We start from the raw sequence: 17,978 nt of genomic DNA on the forward strand, positions 1-17,978 counted from the left end.
AGAACATTATATATACTTTAGATAAAATTGTTTACAATATCGGTTATCACGGCATCAATTGAATTGTTTTGTTTGCAAGTATTGTTAATTGCATTAACAGCATAATTTCTATTTACTAACAAATAATACTGAATAGTAGCCTCTGTATCAGTATAATTTTTGTACAACTTGTTAAGCAATGCTTTTCGTAATAAATTTTGTTGAATCTCAAGCGTGGTCACCGTGCCGTCAAAGATTGGATTTCCGTTACTATCTGCCAATGGATTTTTAAGAGAAATGTTTGAAATAAGATAAGTAATCCATCTTCTAGCTGTAACGGCGACAACTGCTGTTGTTGCATAACGTAGTTTACCATTATTCATTGTTGTTATGCCACCTCGTGGTCCTATACGAGAACCATTTAAAGATGGATTTGTAATGTCATTGTTTATACTACTACAAGATAGGTATTGCAACTGTGGTTTCGTAAAACTCGTTGCTCCATATCCAACATATGAATTATCGTAGCGTGAAAAATCATTTGTCAATTCTTGTATTCTAGTGTTATTTTCAGTTATAATAATATTTCTTGCAATATTCGCTTTAAAAATAAGCTCCATACCTTCCTGTAATACCGAAATCATGTTCAGCATTCTCTCAAAAGAAGCATTAACAGTCAATGTATAAAATTCAAAATCTGATTTTTCTAAGAAGTTGTTTTCAATTTGTGATAAAGAAGTGCATGAAGGTAAAAGAAATTGAATTTTTTCATTAGTAAAATACGAGTCATTGAACTTAAATTTTGTCTTATCAGACTTATCTTTATAAAATTCTCCAATGTCCAATTGATCTAATAGTTCAAATGTAGATTTGGATTTTGCAGCAACCGCTTCTGGCTTTAAAAACTGATGTTTTTCTTCTTGAATATCTTCTATCATACTTTTTATATTATCAATTGTAGGCTTTTGGCCATTGATATTAAACATTTCAAACATAAAGTCTGTTCTATTATGAACTAAAAACACAGGCAATGATTCAAAGACACTTTTCAATACATCTTTATATAGCTCTGTAACAATGTTTGGATATGTGTCGCTACAAAAAAACACAATTCCATCTAAATTATCTAGTCCTAATTCTGATAGTGACTTTGAAGTTTGAGACTTTAGATCATTATTAAGCACAATATCTAATAATCCTCTAGTGTCCCTAATTCTTAAATCTATATTTTGGTCTTTTAAGAAAAGGGTTAATGTTGAATTTGCTGGAACACGTAATATTAATTTGCGAACAAATGTATCGATTGTTTCTGAACACATAAGTTTTTTCAAAATTTGCTCGCTAGCTGGTTCACCCTTTAAACTTTCAATCTGCTCTTTAATATGCTCTTTTACATTCTCCCCTTCATCAAGTGTAGTTAATTTCAAAACATCACTTAGGACCTTATATTTCTTGATTTGAAGATTATATTTCTCAAGGTTGCCATCTACTGAACCCATAATATTTTGCTCAAATAAATCAATATCTTCAATAAATATCCCATTACCTTCAGTTTTTTGAACGATGTGGTACTCGACAGTTGTTTTTGTTCTACCATCATCACCACTAGCAAGATTAATGATTATTTCCGGTACATGTGTTAATGCCGCAATTGATGTAGTTTTACCACACTTTGTTGTTCCTATGTTTGCCAATGTAATGGTTTTTTCCAATGTACTGCCATTGTTTAAAGAATTATTCATAATAATTCCCCTTCCGTATTTTTACAGTACTCGTTATTTAAAACAAAAAGCAGTTGCAACTAAACTTAGTCACAACTGCAATAATTTCAGTTCGTTCTAAGTACAAGTCAAACCAATAGGTAGAATCTTATCTGCAATAGTAGAATAAGAGTACTGAATTATTTTTAATTTAATACATTTCAATTGAAACGTCAAATGTTTTTTCTGATTTATTTAACAATTTGTATTATTGTGTAAAATATTACGTTCCGCACCCTTGAAGAAAATTTTTTAAGATTTTTTTCCTTTTTATGACTGCAATTGGAAGTATTTTAATCAAAAATAGAACCTTTACTATGAAATCCACCTGAAGATACATCTTGAAATTTGAGCCAAGGTTTATAATTTATTTTCCTTCCAAAGCCTCGATCTTCTTTAATCAATTTTTTAGGATTTTTAATTCTTGCTCTTTTAGCCATTAAAAACACCCTTTTAGACAAAAAAATCTAAAGGGGTATTTCATCGCAACTTTTTTACAAACATCGCGACTTTATTTCAAATCTACAATTTTAACCAAACTTGCTTCTTTTCAAGACCTAAATTGTAAAGGTCCTAAAATATAAAGGTGATACATATTAGTCATATATAATATGTATCACCTTTTTCTTCTTGCTCAACTAATTTTTCTTCTTGCTCAACTAAGGCATGTTAGTGCAACAAAATTCATCAAACTGGATTCTTTAAGTATAAAACGAAAAAACAATTTCCTTTTTTACGGTAAATCCCCCTATTTTTAATGCAATCACAAATCTATAAATGTTATAATTTTCAAATACACAATAAAATGGATTGAAGTAATTGTTTAAGCAGTATTCAATTCTTTGTCTTAAATCTAGAGTCACCATTTCTCTTTCACATTTTCTAATCTTTTATAACCCTCATGAGAATCAAAAACAAAAAGTCCTAAATCCCAATCTAAGGATGAGGTGTTACTAGCTATTATTAAGATTGGCTCAGGACAGTTGTATCCCTTGTTAACAGATATGTTCTTCATTTCTCTAATATCTTGATTACTCGGAATTGTATTTCCACATGGATGAAAGTGCCACTCCCCTAAATAATAGTCCCCCTTTTTATTCCATGCTTCGTCCAGTATATTCTGCAAACCATTAGTACCTCTGTAAAACCAACTCTTCCCGCATTTAGAATCTGAAGGAGCTCCGGTAGCTATAGTTACTCGGGCTCGTTTAAGATCGCTTGAATAATGGCCTATTAAAATACCACCTGTTTCATTTGGAAATGAATCCTCACACAATTCATATATCTCGTTAACCATTTTATCAGTAATTTCCACCCCGAATGACCCTACATCATTTAAATAAAGTAAATCACTCATTGTACTCCTCCTGATGAACCAGCGAAACGCCTTTGAATAAATCTCCTTTCCATTGCTGCTCATAAACAAGTATCGTCGGTTTAATATTTTTTGTTAAAATAGCACGCTCAATTGTTTTAAATGCAGAAGAAACCATTAGCCAAATATCATCAGCTCTTGCAGGGAATACAGGGTGCCAGCAACCTATCCCTTCCCTAGGGAATTCAATATGTTTTGTATCTCCCTTTTCTTTCGCCAACCACGGCTGCATTAATTTAATGAATGCAGTATGATTAAACTCAATGCCATTAGTATAAAAAACAAATAACCGTCTTGCTTGATAACCTAAAGAAATAGACAGAAACGTTTTTGGCTCTTCGAATGTTAATTGAGACATATTATATAAAGCCTGATCCTCACCTGTACAATCTAGAATCACACTGTAACTTTGCATATTTACGGATTGTTCATTTTTAGGGGGGAATTTCTCCCTAACTCCCTGTACCTTGCTATGTGGAGAAATATTGTTTAAGCGTTCTTTCAACTTATCAATTTTGAATTGTAATACGTCTTTTGAAGTTAAAGTATTACGAACAATATTACCAGCCTCTAACAAATCATCATCCATAATGGTTATCTCTTTTTGTCCGCTGCGCACCAGTAGTTCTGAAATCGTTGAACCAACAGCTCCAGCGCCCAGTTGAAGGATGGATGATTCCCTAATAATGGTGTTAAGTCTCCCTCTATTAAAAAGTTCCCCATCATGCCAATTCTCTGAATTAAGCCATTGTATCTTGTTGTTGGTTTTAAATATTCCTTCCAAATCCTGAAACCAGTTAAATTTTTCAGTATCCCTAAAACCTTTCATTTTCACTTTGACATTACTTAACGCAGGTAATTGAAGGGGTTGCCAGTGCATTTGTACGTGATTATTATTTATTTTTTCAGGAATTGGAAATCCTATCATAATTATATGATGCTTTCCATCCCTCAATTTGGTTGAGAGATTTTTTAGGATTCTCTTGAGATTAATTCCTTGGGCTGTACAGGCAGTCATTAATTCCCCCCAGGTAGTTGGGGCTTGCCAAGGTGGAACAACGGGTAACTCTTTCAAAACTAGCCAAGCGCCTACTAAAGTTTGTGACTTAGTAGCAAGATTTGAAATTTCTGTACCCCATTTTGGTTTATAAACCTCATTCCCATTGGTAGTAGAATATTTCGTAGGAACAATAACAAATGGTTCATCCTCTTTGTAAAATAAGAGTTCTGCTAGACCATAATTCACTCTACTCTTTTGCCACCCTAAAAAGCTTTCGCTATCCTCATAGTAAACAACAGTGTTTAGGTTATTTTTGAAATGCGGAAGTTCAAAGGGATCTCCATCTTTACTGAGTGTCCCCTCTGCTGCTTCCTCCAACCAACTCAGAGCTCTTTCAAAATGCCATAGCAAACGATATTCCGAATCAAATGGCTCACTATCCAGTCCTAAGTGCCTTAATGGTTTGTAACTGGAATCTAAACAAAGATTCCCGCCTGTCCAAGGTTGTTTAGAGTGCTCACTACCATTATAATTTTGATGAGGAAACGTGCCCTTTAAACCATTTTTTTTAGCAGGATAAAACTTTATTTCGCCCCATGGGTATCCATCTTCTATAAGAACATACCAATTCGAATTCTTCGGAATTGAATCATTCTCTTTACTTTCCGAAGAAATCCTACAAAGAAGGACCCATTTATCAAACAATGGGTCCCATTTTAAATCTTCTAGTATCTTAACGGAATTTAATTCTTCCAACATTCTTCTGGCAAGTAATAATTCCGCATTAGGTCTTTTTTGCTCCCTACTAAGCAAATCTATTTCCTCCTATTGTTGTCTTATCATTCCTTTGAGTGAAACCAGACTGTCCGTTACTGTTATTTTTTGTTGGCTTTGGGGGTTCTGGAAATTTAGAGCCAAATAATTGTCTCCATTTTGTGGCACTGTCATAAACTGATTCAGCATCCAATGCTTCTCGTGCTAACACGGCAGCTACTTGAACTCTTTCATAAAAAGCGTTGTATTCATCGTCGGTAAGTCTGCCAAACACATCGTGTTGTGGAACTCCATGATCCGGCATAATAGGCTTTGTAGGATATTCATTCACTATTGCTTCTAAAGTCAACGTAATGCCCTCTGCAACAGATTCTATGCCAGCAGGACAAGTTTGACCTATTAAATGTTCAAGCGGATAACTCTTTGGATGACTACCTTCAGGATCATCGATACGACGCCACCACTTCAAAGCTTTTACTACATTGACATAATGCCTATTACATTCTTTATTTTTATCCCATGTCCACTTTATCTGTGACAAAGGATCTGTTGGGTCCCATTGTTCTGCATCTCTATTAGGAATATACAAGGGTTCAGTTTTCCATTCAGCAGCATTCGCCTGTTTTTCAAAAAACAAAAAAGTTTCCGAGCGTATGTCGTGAGGAAATGTCTGTGACTTTGATAAAGTCCATTCCGATAAGTCATCTAAGGAGATATCACTGGCTACACTCTCGCCTTCCAAGAGTGCTTTTTGACTCTCAGATGGAGCTGCAGTCACTACTAAATCCAAATCCACATAGCTCAACTCAATCCCGAGCGACCTCCCCTGTATACGGTACTTATCTTTATAATGCTTTTCCAAAAACGGAATAAATAAATCATGGGCTTCTTCAGGAGTGTACTGTTCTTTATCAAGATTTGTTACCACAACTACATCTACGTCAGATCGCTTACCGCTTTTGGGACGAGTTGCTGTAGCTCGTCGATAACTACCTTGTAAGAATGTGTTTACGATTATTTTTGAAAGGTTCTCGTCATTATATAGTCTATCCCTTAAAGTCGTATGACCTGTGATTAAATCATTCACTTGGTTGTCAGTTAACCGTATTCCCGATAGAAAATCATTAAAATACGAAGGTATTTTCATTTTTTTATCTCCCTTGAATTGTTTTATTTTTTTAAAGCGTTCAAAGTTATCGATGGTTCATATTTCCCTGGAATTCTGTTTTCAAAGTCATACTCATATAATGTGCAAGGCCCAAACGAGCGGGCAAATTGACCAATAAAGAAGAGAAGAGCATTTGGTACCGCGGAGAATATATGGATTTGTCCAAACCGTTCTTTTATTGGGCGATCATTTATATAAGTTGCGATTTTATCAGCAAGCAACCATGCGTGAGAACCATCTTTGATAACCGCTGACCCCTGCCCGCCATCGATGGTACAATTAATTACCCTACGTATAGGTAAATTTATTTGTTGGAGATAATAATTAACTTCTTCAATGATATTATGACGTATACCTAATGTAATAACTAGATCTTTACCATTTTCGTCCCTAATATCCTCGTCATAAATCCATCCAGGGTAATCATCATATTTAATATTCTTCTCTGGCTTCCAAACATGACGCCCATTAATCCTCTGTACTGGAGCAGCATCTATTCCAGATTTTGAATCTAAGTAATAGCCCGTAGCGAATGCTATTGAAGAATGAGTATCTAAATGAAGATGATGTTGTGCACCTTGTTTGGTAGAACTCAAAATAAAATGTTCAAGATTTTGCAAAATTGTACCATTCCAGTGTTTTTTATCTTTTATATACCTTCCATCAAAAAACTCTAGCAAACAAAGCATAGCATTAGTTTCATCTTCCATTTTCTCAGCCCACTGGTGAAAACTCCTTATGCCTATGGAATACGCAGTATTCTTTTGATTAGATTGTCCAATCCAGAGCTCTTCTTCTTTGCATATCTTCATTAAGTCATCTTTAGTGAATTCATTTCTACCTCTAGTCAACAACCCCTTAATCAACTCTACATAAGGGTTTATAATAGCGCCCTCATCAATAGGTTTAAGACCAGCTAAACATAAATTTAAGTTAAGAGTTTTTTTTAATTGCTCAGTACTTTCTTTACTGTGTAATATTCTTAAAGGACGTAAAACAACTTGAAGCTCCTCATCTGTAACAATAGAGAGGTGCTCTTTCATTGCTTTACGAATTTTGCCCATTCTACTCCTTTCACCACCCGTAGCTAATTTATCCCACCGAATTTCTCCTCCAGAGTTGCTGACCAATTCAGATAGCTCATTATCAGGATGAATATGCCAAGGAGTAACAAAATAGAAACGGCTACCTTTACCATCAGGCGCCACCTCTTTTTGTGCTAAATGGAGTCGTTGAAGAAATGAAACAGCGGAAGCATTAATTGCTTTGGGGTCTAACAGATCCTGCCAGCTCAAAGAACCACCTTGAGTTACATGGAACTTGACTTGATAATAATCAGCATTAAGATTATCACCATGTTCGTCTAAGTATGGTTGCTTATAAAAGACCGCCACATCATCTATTGATTTTACTTGATCAAACTCGTATGCAATTTTTTCTACTTTTGTATGCTCTAGAAAGAGTCTGCACGCATTTATCCAAAAAATGTATGCTTGGTAATCATCACCTTTAATCCTGGAACTTACTGCTTTGCTCAATAAAATCACCTTGTTTCATGTATTAGAAGTAATAGAATTCATATAATTTCCAATATTATACTGAAAAAGTCAAAGAAGGTCAAAGGAAAACCAAAGCAGATTTAGTAACAATATTTCTTAATATATTCCTTTAATGATAAAGCTCTTTCCTTATTCAAGGTAAGCGCCCGATTGTGGAATATCAATTAGCTTCTTAAATTAATTATGAATGCTGGGTTGTGTACATTATTAGTATCATTAGGATACTAATGCACTTTACGAAGACATACAATCGTATTTATCGGCCAAAGAGTTTTTTACCTAATTTATACACTCCGCCTACAGCAGCACCAACTGCTAATGCAGGTGCAACAGCTATAACCGCACCACCGATAGCACTCGTTGCTACAGCCGTACCGATCGCACTTGTCGCAATAGTTACTGCACCGGAAGACACGGCAGTGCCAATCGACGTTGCTGCTAATGCGCCTGTAAGCGCACTTGATCCTGATACAATTGCGCTACCAATGACTGTTTTGCCAACTAAAGATCCTGCAGCAGTCATTGCACCTCCAACAGCTCCACTTACAGTAACCCCAACTTGTGTAGATGCTAGTGCACCGACAACATAGCTAGTAGCTGTTGCAACAGCAGTGTCTTTTGCAACACCCGTCGCCGCTTCACTAATTGTTTTATCACCGTATAATAGATCCACAGTATTGCCACCTAAGCTAAAGCCAGCCCCAAAAACACCACCACGTTTTGCATTCATTGCACCTGCCTGATGCATCGATACCATACGTGAAGTAATTGGTGCATTCACAATTCCTCTTAAATGACTTTCACTTTGTAACAGCTTAGCAACAGAGCTCATTTGCTTATTCGAGAAATTCGACTCGATTACATCCATCCCTGCTTCACGTGCGCTTTTCAGAAGCTTTTCATTACCTTTATCAATAATAATTTTTTGGTCCTTATATACTGACCAATCAATTTTAGTCGTATTATAGCCAAGCTTAGCTTGCCCTAGTGTACGTGTACCATCAGCATTTAAAATCATAAAATCAGCAATTCCATTATTCGAAATTACATCAGTTGCTATACCATTTACTGATGCATTGGCAGCATGTAGCTCCTCAAACACAAAGCCCTTAAAGCCATTCGTACCGCCTCGCATAGTATTATAAGATGATAAATTCGTAGCTAAACGATTAAAAATACCTGCATTTTTAAACGCAGCAGTCATACCTTCTGTTAATGGAATTTGCTTTTCTAACACATCCAGTAATACATCGATTTTTTCTGCAAATTGCTCCATTGTCCAATTTTCATGCGCAGCAATTACTTGAATTTCATCAGGGTATAATCCCGTAACTTCACTCAATAATAGTACTTCATTAATTTTATGATTACTGTTATCCACACAAAGCTCCGAGCAATAACGTCTACCATCTGCTAGTTCTATCCATTCGTATAAAGGTTTTTGGCAATGTAAGCATGTTGGCATGGTTTGCTCAATACAAGTATGAGAACAATATTGATGGTCTTCATGTATATACCATTTTTTCATAGTATCCTTGCAAACATGACATGTTGGCCACGTTTTTTCATAACATGCACCTGAGCAATAATTGCGCCCATCAACGTTAAACCATTGCATTTGACGTTTGCCACAGCATTCACATGGAGGTGCGGTTGCTGCAATACATACATCCGAACAGTACATTTTTCCTTCACTAACAAACCATTCGGTCATAGATTTATGGCATATTTGACACGTCGGGAGCGTTTTTTCATAGCATTGCTCTGAACAATAAATCGTTCCGTCCTCATTTTTTAACCATTCTTTTTGACGTGTATTACAAACGGAACAAGCTGGATAACTTGTTTTTAGACAAGCTTCTGAACAAAACATTCCTTGATCATTTTCTATCCATTGTTGCATTTTTTGGTCACAACATGTACAGTTAGGCAACTGCTGTTTAAAGCACTGTATCGAACAAAAAATTTCTCCTTCCTCGCCCTCTGTCCATTGCTTTACTTTTTTGAGCAAACGGAGCAGCATGGCCAGGTTTCGGAAAAACAGCGCTCCGAGCAATATTTATTACCTTCAGATTCAATCCATTCGATTAAAGGCTTATGACAAATAACACAGCCTTCTAACGTTGTTTCATAGCATTGAACTGAACAAAATTTTTTGCCGCCACTCTCTGTCCAGCTTTTCATTTTTGTATAACAAACATGGCATTTTGGAAACGTCTCCTCAAAACATGTCTCTGAACAATAAACCGCTCCATTTTGGTCCTGCAAATATTGATAAACTTCCTTTTTACACATACAGCAATTCAACGGCAATCCCCCCAACAGTAATATGATTATCGCAACGAATAAAGACGCTTTTTACCCACCTTACAGTGCAGCTATAAAACCAGTTGCAGCGCTACATCTCAATTAAATTTGTAATCTAATTTTCCCAGTAATAATTTACTATATTTCATTATAGCACCACGACCATTATATTTAATATATAAATTCCCATGAAAAGCTACACTCTATTTTAAGTAAAATAGGCCAAACAAAAGGTTTTTCGATACATTATTTTATGACTTGTATTTAATTCAGTTTTAAACAAAGAGTAAAGTACATGAAAAAAATCAAAAACAATTTGTAAAGGCCGATTTTCTATAATAGAAAATCGGCCTCTGTTTTTATACTGTACTAACTTATGATACGGTTCACCTAACGTAATGCTTTACAAGTAAATATTTATTCAACAATCTGGACGGTTTATTGAATGCATATCAACATAGGATTTTTAATCAAACTTTAATATGAATGATCAATCTTTGTTTTAAACAATCAATCTTTTTTATAAAGCTACAACTTAATTGGTTATAGGTCAAAAAAACTAAATAAAAAAATCTAAATTAACATGTTATGATATATTCAACATATTAGAAATATGTTGAAATAATTCTAAAGTTAGGAAATGGAGGGTAACTAAATGTATTTACATAGTTTAAGATTATGGAACTGGAGAAAATATGGAGTAGGTGATAATGGTGAATGTGGTATTGAAATTAAGTTTAATAGTGGCCTAAACATAATTGTAGGTGAAAATGATGCTGGTAAAACAGCGATAATTGATGCAATTAAATTAGTTCTCTCTACAAACAACCAAGAAATCAACTGGATTTCCGATCTAGATTTTCATCAAGATAGTTCAAACTTAAAAATAGAATGCTTATTCCGTGATTTAAGCACTGACGAAGAATCGTTCTTTTATGAATGGTTATCATTAACTCCTGATAAAACAGAACTAAGATTAATATTAGAAGCAGAATTTTACGAAGACCTTAATAAACAAAAAAGAATAAGAAAATCTCTCAAAGCTGGTCCTGAAAACTTAGAAAAAAGCATGGAAGATACAGTTCGACAGTTATTATCAGTTACATATTTAAAACCTTTAAGAGATGCAGCAACTGAATTGAGCCCAGGGAAACGTTCAAGAATAGCTCAAGTGGTTAAAAACTTAAGCAACTTTACTGACAATAGTCCTGAGCAAACCCATATTATAAGTAGTTTTGAAAAAGCATTTGATGAATTAAAAGATGTATTAAAAGAGCCTGTATTAAAAAAGATTGGTTTAAAAGTTGATTATTTTTTTGATGATAACAATAAAAAAGAACCTGAAATTAGAAATAGAGAAATGAGCTTTGTAGAAATTTTAAGAAAACTCGAATTGAATTTAGGCGAAATAGGGACTGGATTAGGAAGCTCTAACCTTTTGTTCATGGCAATTGAATTATTATTGCTAAGTGAATCAGAAGTAGGGCCAAAAATTGCACTGATTGAAGAAGTAGAGGCTCATATCCATCCCCAAGCTCAGTTACGTATTATTAAGCACTTTGAACAAAACTCTAAAGACTCAGGTATTCAATATATTTTCACCTCACATAGTACAGTTTTAGCTTCTTCTATTTCACTTGAAAGTATTATTTTTATATATAACAAGAAGGCTTTCTCCATGAAAAAAGGTTCTACTAAATTAGCTCAAGGAGATTATGAATTTTTAGAACGATTTTTAGATGCTACCAAAGCAAATATGTTTTTTGCACAAGGAGTTATTTTTGTTGAAGGAGATGCAGAAAATTTACTTCTACCAGCTATATCAGAAGTTATTGATCTTCCTCTACATAGATATGGGGTCTCAATAATTAATGTTGGAAATTTAGCATTTAAGAGATATTCATCAATATTTTTGAGAGAAGATGATAATAATCAGATGAACTTTCCTGTTTCAATTATCACAGATTTAGATTTAAAACCTGTGGAATTTTATACAGAACCATGCTATCTAGAAATAACAAGTGATATAAACACTTCAATAGCTAATTATTTTGAGTGTGATGCACAAGAAGAACTCGAAGATATTTATATTACTTCAAATGAAATCATAACCAAGTCAAAATCCTTATACAGTAAGCATATTAGTGATAAATTAGATCCTGATTCATTTAAAAAAAGGATAGCCGAGATAGAAACTCAGATTATTGAACTATTAAGTACATTACAACCTAATTTTAATGATTATAAACAAAAAATAGAAACAAAAATTAAAACTAGTTTTTTTGATAATATAGAAAAAACTAAAGTTTATATAACCAAACCTTGGACTTTAGAACATACATTCGCAAAAAGTAAACTTGGAGATGAATTTGAAAATGTATTGTTGGATTCACATTATTCATTGGATTCCTATAAAACACAACAAAAGAAGCTCTTTGAAGAAATATCTGATAAGTCTATACGAGCAACAGCAGTTTATAATTTCTTATTAGAAAAAAAAGTTTCAAAATCTATTGTTGCTCAAAACTTTGCTAAATATTTATTAGAAAATAAAACTACAATAAAAGATATATTATTAGAGGATGAAGATATAAGAAATATTATTAATGCAATAAAACATGTGACAGGAGAAGAGGTAAATGGAAATTAGTGATAAAGACTACGAACTTGTCGAAAATATATTACTAAATAATAAAAGTGAATTTAATACCTTACAAAGAGAATTCATCGAATTATTCGAAAATAAAACAATTATTGCTGGACCAGGTGCTGGAAAAACAACCTCATTAGCTGCAAAAATTGTAATTTTACTTAAAAACTTAAATTCGTCTGAGAGCAGGGCTGGCGTATGCATCATTACACATACAAATGTAGCAGTAAATGAAATTAATAATGCATTAATTAAAGCTGGTATAGGAAAAATCGATCATCCACATTTTATAGGTACAATTAATGAATTCTTTAACCGTTTTTGTGTATTACCTCTCTTCAAATATACTTGTAATCACAATAATTTAGTTTTTGATAAAGAGCATCCAAATGACTTAGAATTTTATAAATCCTTTTTAAGTGTAGAAAGGAGTTTTATGAGTGAAGATGTAAAAGGTAAGATCGCTTTTAGAATGCATAATAGTAATTTGATTTTTAATATAAATGATAAATGTTTAGATATATCTAATACAACTAATTGGCATTTATTTGAAAAGTATAAAGATTTGCTGTTAGAGGCCAAGCTAACCAGAAAATCACAGGGGTTTCTTACTCATGATGATACTTTCTTATTTTCCACATTTTTTTTACAAAATTTAAAATTTAAAGAAATTCTTAGAAATAGATTTAAATATATTTTTTTAGACGAGTTCCAAGATACGCCTCCTGAAGGAAAAGTATTACTGGACGAATTATTTAAAACTCAAAATAATATCTATCAATTAATAGGTGATCCCTATCAGACAATCTCCTTTGATCATCCTATGCCTTCAATAAATGAAAGCGAAGTATTTAGAATAAATATTACGAATCGTTTTGGAAATCAAATTACTGAACACTTAAATACAATATTACCTCAATCAGAAATGAAATCAATTTCAGGTAAAGAATCTCTTTCCCCCATTATTTTACTGTATAAAAATGAGGAAGATATATACCCTGCATATCAAGCAATAATTAAAGAATACGAAGAAATTAATTTTAGATTTAGAGAGAATAATAAAAAAGATAAAGTACTTGTTTTAATCAAAACCTGGTCAAACAGAATAAAAAAAGGAGTTAATTATAAAGAAAAAAATTTAAAGAAAAATAAATCAATCAACTCTGAATTAAAGACTTTAGTTATTGAGTTTGTAGTTGGGAAATTAGCTACTAATGGGGAAAAAATATCTACTATAAATAACTGGATAAGTAAACATCCAAAGATGTTATCGCTTCACACATTGCTAATTAATATTATAAAAAATGGTATAGACGATGATAATAAAATTCAACTATGTAAATTAATTAATCAATTTTTAACAGAAAACGGAGTAGACAATATTGGGTTAGATGACAATATCTACGGTAATATAGAAAATATTATTAAGAATCAAAGAACGCCTGAAGTGTTATCAGATGAAACAGATGATATTTTTACTATACACTCTGTAAAAGGAGAAACACTTCGTTCAGTCTTGTTAGTAGACTTTGGTAGAAAACCATTTACAAAAGTTCTTCTACATAAATATGGTATTATTGATGATGATTCTTATAGATATACAGATCAAAATTTACTATATGTAGCTATGAGTAGAGTTACCGATTTGTTCGTATTTGCAATGGCTGAAAATGATTGGACCACCGAAATAGCAGAAGTTTTCCAAAAAAATTGGGCAATCAAAAGAGTATAGAAACTATTATTACAACAACTATTTTTAATATCATCGATTAGAATATTTTCCGAAATTTCCTTTTTTTATAATTTAAAAGAGAGAATCCATTTGATATTTTTCAAATGGATTCTCATGTCTATTTTTAAGAATTCCCCACAACAGTTTGATAATTAGAACTACATGAAATATTACAATTTAATTCTTAAAAACCTTTTTAACTTTCTTAGATCTTTTTTGTGGTATCTTATAAAAATTGTCTTCAGATAAATTCCTTTTATTTAAATATCGTTCAAATATTTTCTGATTATTTTCTTCTTTAAATGTTTTTAGTGCGTTAGTAGCTACATTTCTAAAACCATTATGTTTCCAAATACCTCTAATAATGTCTATATCCTCCTTTCCAATTAAATGCTTACCTTCATAAACTTTTCCAGTATAAGGATCAAGTTTTAAATTAGCGTATTTTCCAACTCCATGGAGGTGAGGAATACTTGGTTCTGGATCAGGATCACTAATACCCGCAAGAATCCATTTCCCATATTTCCCAGTACGGATAGTAACTAGACTAAAACGATTTTGATCTTCATTTTCTTTTAGTTTTTTTTCGGGAATTTCAAAGACCTTGGTATGTTCTTTGACCTCGGTATGTTCTTCAAGTTCTAACTTTAATTTTTCTAATAATAGTCTATTTTTGTTAAATTCTTCTTTAGAAAGCAATACTAAATAAAATAACCTTTCTTCATACACATCAGGTGAAATTATACCTATGTGAAGTGAAATATCACATAAAGATAAATAACATTGAATATCCTCGTAGTTCATATTAACCTCTCCCTTTAAATATTTAATGAAAAACTTACATTGAAAAAGTAATTGAAAAATCCCCATTTAAATTGGGGAATTATTCTGGCCACCATTTTTTTGAAAAAATCTCTTAAATTAGTAATAACCTGGTCTGTTTGATATGTAAAAATAAATTCTGATTGATACTCTTTATGCTCACTCCTAATATTTTCCCTAAAGGAGCACTGCCAATTCCTATACTGTATAAATTGTAATAGGTATTGGTTGCACCGTTGTGCTACTATTTTACTACCATCTTCAATTTTAATATGTAGTGGAGCATCTGTAAGTATGGAAATAATATAAACATAAAAAGCATTAATTTTTTCATAAAATTGGATTGCTTTTAATTTTTGTTAGTAAAAAGTATTTATGTCTTCTCTCCCTTTACTACTTCTCCAACTCTAGTTTTCTCTATATTCCTATCCATAATTTCTTGGTAATTCTTAGATAGGGGCATCTTATAAGCTTTTACTTGAAAAAAGCTTCAAACTAGAATAGTACTATTAAAAAACTAATTTTATTTTTTTTCAAAATTTCCTCTAAATATATTACTAATATTGTTCATTTTATCCATTTTAAACCGTTTTTGTTCATCTAAATGATTATTAATTACCAATATACTACTTTCCATACTAGTTACTGCAGTATTAAACAATTCTTTATAAGCTAAATTAAATAATGGTGTTAAGGAATCCTCATTATTTTCATAATTAAAAATTAAGAACTGATGCACATAAGATTGTAGTTTCTCATTAATTTCAGCCATTCTATCAATATTATTTTGTTTTTCATAAATCTGCTGTTTTAACTCAGTATTTTCATGTAATAAAGATAGATATTTTTTTTCTTCAATTATTAGCCTTTGAATTAATTCTTCTTTATTATAATAAAATTTATTTAATATATGTAAAAAATTAGGTAATTTATTATTGCAATCTTTTTGTAAGTCCCTATTTTCATCTATAATTTGCTTGGAGTTGTAATCATCAATAATATTTCTCCCTAGTCGCCCTTTTTTTCTCCAAAAAGTTTCTGAGGTTCTAACATTCAATGTCCCATCATTATATAAAATGTTTGCATAATGATGTATATCTTTATATTTAATTATTCCATTATGCTTTTTTGAAAATTTTAAAACTATACTAGTTACTTCTTCTTTAGACAAACTTGTTTTTCTACCTCTTTTCGTTGTCACTAGGTTCAATTCCTTTCAAAATTATAGAATTTATTTGTGCTAAGTGATTTATCTCTTTGATTAAAGTTCCTGAATATGTCTTTAATTTATTTTTAATCCATGGGTTCATTTCAAAAGAACCTTCGCTTAAAATTTGTCTATGAAGTTCCATTATAAAAAAAACTATTTCGTGTATTTTTTCTTTTTTATCCTTACTTATTTCTTCAAATATATTACTATTATCTTCTAGTTCATTTATTGGAATACGCCAATAATCACAAAGCATACAATTCTCAGTCTGGCAACGTTTATTTACATCTATACAGTATCCAGGGACACTTAAATTATCCCAGTCCTCCTTTTTGGTTGTCGTTACTTTATTTTTAATTAGTGATGGTGTTATTTCATATGTTTCTTGGTTTTGCAAGCTGTAATTCAAATTATTTACTAATTTAAAAACCTCAGAATCTATCCAATATTCAACATGAGAAGAATAATGGTATTGAGATTCAATAGTTGAATGACCACCAAGTCTCGCAATTTCTACTGGTGAAACTCCTTGAAGCATTAATGAAATAAATGATAGATGTCTAGTATCGTTTGGCCGTACTCTGTTTTCATTTTCAATATTATCTTCATATCTTGTATTGATTATCTCATTATAAAATCTGTTTATTAAATTTCTTAAATTGTGAAGATTAAAATATTCTTTATAGCTTTTTTTCTTTCTAAAATAAATTGGGTCAGCCCATATAATTGACCAATATGAAATTAGAGTCTTAGTATTTCCAAATTGATTTGTTATTTGTATATAGTTATTTATTAATTCATAAAGGTCTTTTGAAATAGATATTTCTTGATGATTTTGGACTTTATTTTCTCTATGTTTAATTCTATTAATTTTAATGAAATATTTTTCATCAGTTTGTTTTAAACAATCCCTACTAAGTGAGCAAAATTCTGAAGGTCTAACAGGGATGATACTGGTTAGATTCCACCAAATTAAAATCGGATAAAATAGTATATAAGATTTAGTAATTGTGCTATGTTGCTGATTTTTAACAGATTCTTCCTCGAAGAATTTATCTAAATAAAACTTAAACATTAATAGATATTTCGAAGGCGGTAATTTTCTTATTGAAGCTTTTATCCTGATTCGTTTTTTGTAATTGGATAATAATTTGACTATTTCATGATCAATATTTAAATTAGAGAATACTAGAAATGAAAGTGTTGAATGAATTTTTTTCCACTTTGCTCCAGATGTAATACCTGAAAATTCGATATATTTAATATATGCTCTTACTTTATTTTCTTTAAAACCATCGGTCATATATAGTGCTTGTTTAAAATTTCTAAATATAGTTATTGCTTCAGAAAGCGATAAATTAACTAACAAATCACAAACCCAAAACTTCATTTTATATTTCAAAATTTCGTTTTTGATTTTCCCTACACTAATATCTTCAGTTAATGAAAAATCAAAATTAAGATAATATCCCATATATAAATGACCTACAGGACAAACCCATACATCATTCTCAAATTCACTATTAATAATTTTCTCTGCAGATTCAAGACTTTCAAATATTTCTTTTTGTTCCTCAATCAATTTATTACTAATATATATTATATCTAAATTTTCATTTTTTTTATCATTTCTTAACATATA

The 17,978-nt window shown here is 31.7% G+C and carries 12 protein-coding genes; 2 read left to right on the forward strand and 10 right to left on the reverse strand.

Translation table 11 applies throughout. The features are described from left to right. Positions 1-17: 17 nt before the first annotated feature. From JTI58_RS24585 to JTI58_RS24615, 7 genes are all read right to left on the reverse strand, one after another. Positions 18-1,721, reverse strand: coding sequence for a hypothetical protein (locus JTI58_RS24585; RefSeq protein ID WP_205444320.1), 1,704 nt, complete (start codon positions 1,719-1,721; stop codon positions 18-20). Between the two features lie 311 nt (positions 1,722-2,032). Further along, on the reverse strand, positions 2,033-2,179 hold the full coding sequence (locus JTI58_RS24590) for a hypothetical protein (protein ID WP_205444321.1): 147 nt from the start codon (positions 2,177-2,179) through the stop codon (positions 2,033-2,035). A 419-nt stretch (positions 2,180-2,598) separates the two neighbouring features. Further along, entirely contained in the window at positions 2,599-3,096 is a 498-nt protein-coding gene (locus JTI58_RS24595) for a Mov34/MPN/PAD-1 family protein (protein WP_205444323.1), read from the reverse strand. Beyond that, positions 3,089-4,927, reverse strand: coding sequence for a ThiF family adenylyltransferase (locus JTI58_RS24600; RefSeq protein WP_205444325.1), 1,839 nt, complete (start codon positions 4,925-4,927; stop codon positions 3,089-3,091). Before JTI58_RS24600 ends, JTI58_RS24595 begins: the two co-directional genes overlap by 8 nt. After that, positions 4,920-6,035: an SMODS domain-containing nucleotidyltransferase gene (locus JTI58_RS24605; protein WP_205444327.1), complete on the reverse strand. Its 1,116-nt coding sequence runs from the start codon at positions 6,033-6,035 to the stop codon at positions 4,920-4,922. Before JTI58_RS24605 ends, JTI58_RS24600 begins: the two co-directional genes overlap by 8 nt. Positions 6,036-6,058: 23 nt before the next feature. Next, on the reverse strand, positions 6,059-7,594 hold the full coding sequence (locus tag JTI58_RS24610) for an SAVED domain-containing protein (RefSeq protein ID WP_205444328.1): 1,536 nt from the start codon (positions 7,592-7,594) through the stop codon (positions 6,059-6,061). Positions 7,595-7,871: 277 nt separating this feature from the next. Further along, positions 7,872-9,518: a hypothetical protein gene (locus JTI58_RS24615; protein ID WP_205444330.1), complete on the reverse strand. Its 1,647-nt coding sequence runs from the start codon at positions 9,516-9,518 to the stop codon at positions 7,872-7,874. Positions 9,519-10,577: 1,059 nt separating this feature from the next. Between JTI58_RS24615 and JTI58_RS24620 the strand changes: the two genes are divergently transcribed. Both JTI58_RS24620 and JTI58_RS24625 read left to right on the forward strand, forming a co-directional pair. Further along, positions 10,578-12,572 (forward strand): ATP-dependent nuclease, encoded by a 1,995-nt coding sequence (locus JTI58_RS24620; protein WP_205444331.1) that lies wholly within the window; start codon positions 10,578-10,580, stop codon positions 12,570-12,572. After that, positions 12,562-14,304 (forward strand): UvrD-helicase domain-containing protein, encoded by a 1,743-nt coding sequence (locus JTI58_RS24625; protein WP_205444333.1) that lies wholly within the window; start codon positions 12,562-12,564, stop codon positions 14,302-14,304. Before JTI58_RS24620 ends, JTI58_RS24625 begins: the two co-directional genes overlap by 11 nt. 177 nt (positions 14,305-14,481) lie before the next feature. On the opposite strand, the gene JTI58_RS24630 is transcribed toward JTI58_RS24625, so the two are convergent. From JTI58_RS24630 to JTI58_RS24640, 3 genes are all read right to left on the reverse strand, one after another. Continuing rightward, positions 14,482-15,108, reverse strand: a complete 627-nt coding sequence (locus JTI58_RS24630) for a hypothetical protein (RefSeq protein WP_205444334.1) — start codon at positions 15,106-15,108, stop codon at positions 14,482-14,484. Between the two features lie 541 nt (positions 15,109-15,649). Continuing rightward, the gene (locus tag JTI58_RS24635) at positions 15,650-16,327 is read right to left on the reverse strand and encodes a hypothetical protein (protein WP_205444335.1); all 678 of its coding nucleotides are present in this window, start codon (positions 16,325-16,327) and stop codon (positions 15,650-15,652) included. Further along, positions 16,308-17,975: a site-specific integrase gene (locus tag JTI58_RS24640; RefSeq protein ID WP_205444337.1), complete on the reverse strand. Its 1,668-nt coding sequence runs from the start codon at positions 17,973-17,975 to the stop codon at positions 16,308-16,310. The genes JTI58_RS24635 and JTI58_RS24640 overlap by 20 nt, the downstream gene beginning before the upstream one ends. Positions 17,976-17,978 lie beyond the last annotated feature (3 nt).

It is taken from the genome of Lysinibacillus fusiformis (assembly GCF_016925635.1).
Classification (GTDB): Bacteria; Bacillota; Bacilli; order Bacillales_A; family Planococcaceae; genus Lysinibacillus; species Lysinibacillus fusiformis_F.

Excerpts from the sequence above, each read along its gene's own strand:
- JTI58_RS24595 (WP_205444323.1), bottom strand. The coding sequence starts at position 3,096 with ATGAGTGATTTACTTTATTTAAATGATGTAGGGTCATTCGGGGTGGAA.
- JTI58_RS24625 (WP_205444333.1), top strand. The coding sequence starts at position 12,562 with ATGGAAATTAGTGATAAAGACTACGAACTTGTCGAAAATATATTACTA.
- JTI58_RS24585 (WP_205444320.1), bottom strand. The coding sequence starts at position 1,721 with ATGAATAATTCTTTAAACAATGGCAGTACATTGGAAAAAACCATTACA.
- JTI58_RS24605 (WP_205444327.1), bottom strand. The coding sequence starts at position 6,035 with ATGAAAATACCTTCGTATTTTAATGATTTTCTATCGGGAATACGGTTA.
- JTI58_RS24615 (WP_205444330.1), bottom strand. The coding sequence starts at position 9,518 with ATGCAACAATGGATAGAAAATGATCAAGGAATGTTTTGTTCAGAAGCT.
- JTI58_RS24630 (WP_205444334.1), bottom strand. The coding sequence starts at position 15,108 with ATGAACTACGAGGATATTCAATGTTATTTATCTTTATGTGATATTTCA.
- JTI58_RS24620 (WP_205444331.1), top strand. The coding sequence starts at position 10,578 with ATGTATTTACATAGTTTAAGATTATGGAACTGGAGAAAATATGGAGTA.
- JTI58_RS24640 (WP_205444337.1), bottom strand. The coding sequence starts at position 17,975 with ATGTTAAGAAATGATAAAAAAAATGAAAATTTAGATATAATATATATT.
- JTI58_RS24590 (WP_205444321.1), bottom strand. The coding sequence starts at position 2,179 with ATGGCTAAAAGAGCAAGAATTAAAAATCCTAAAAAATTGATTAAAGAA.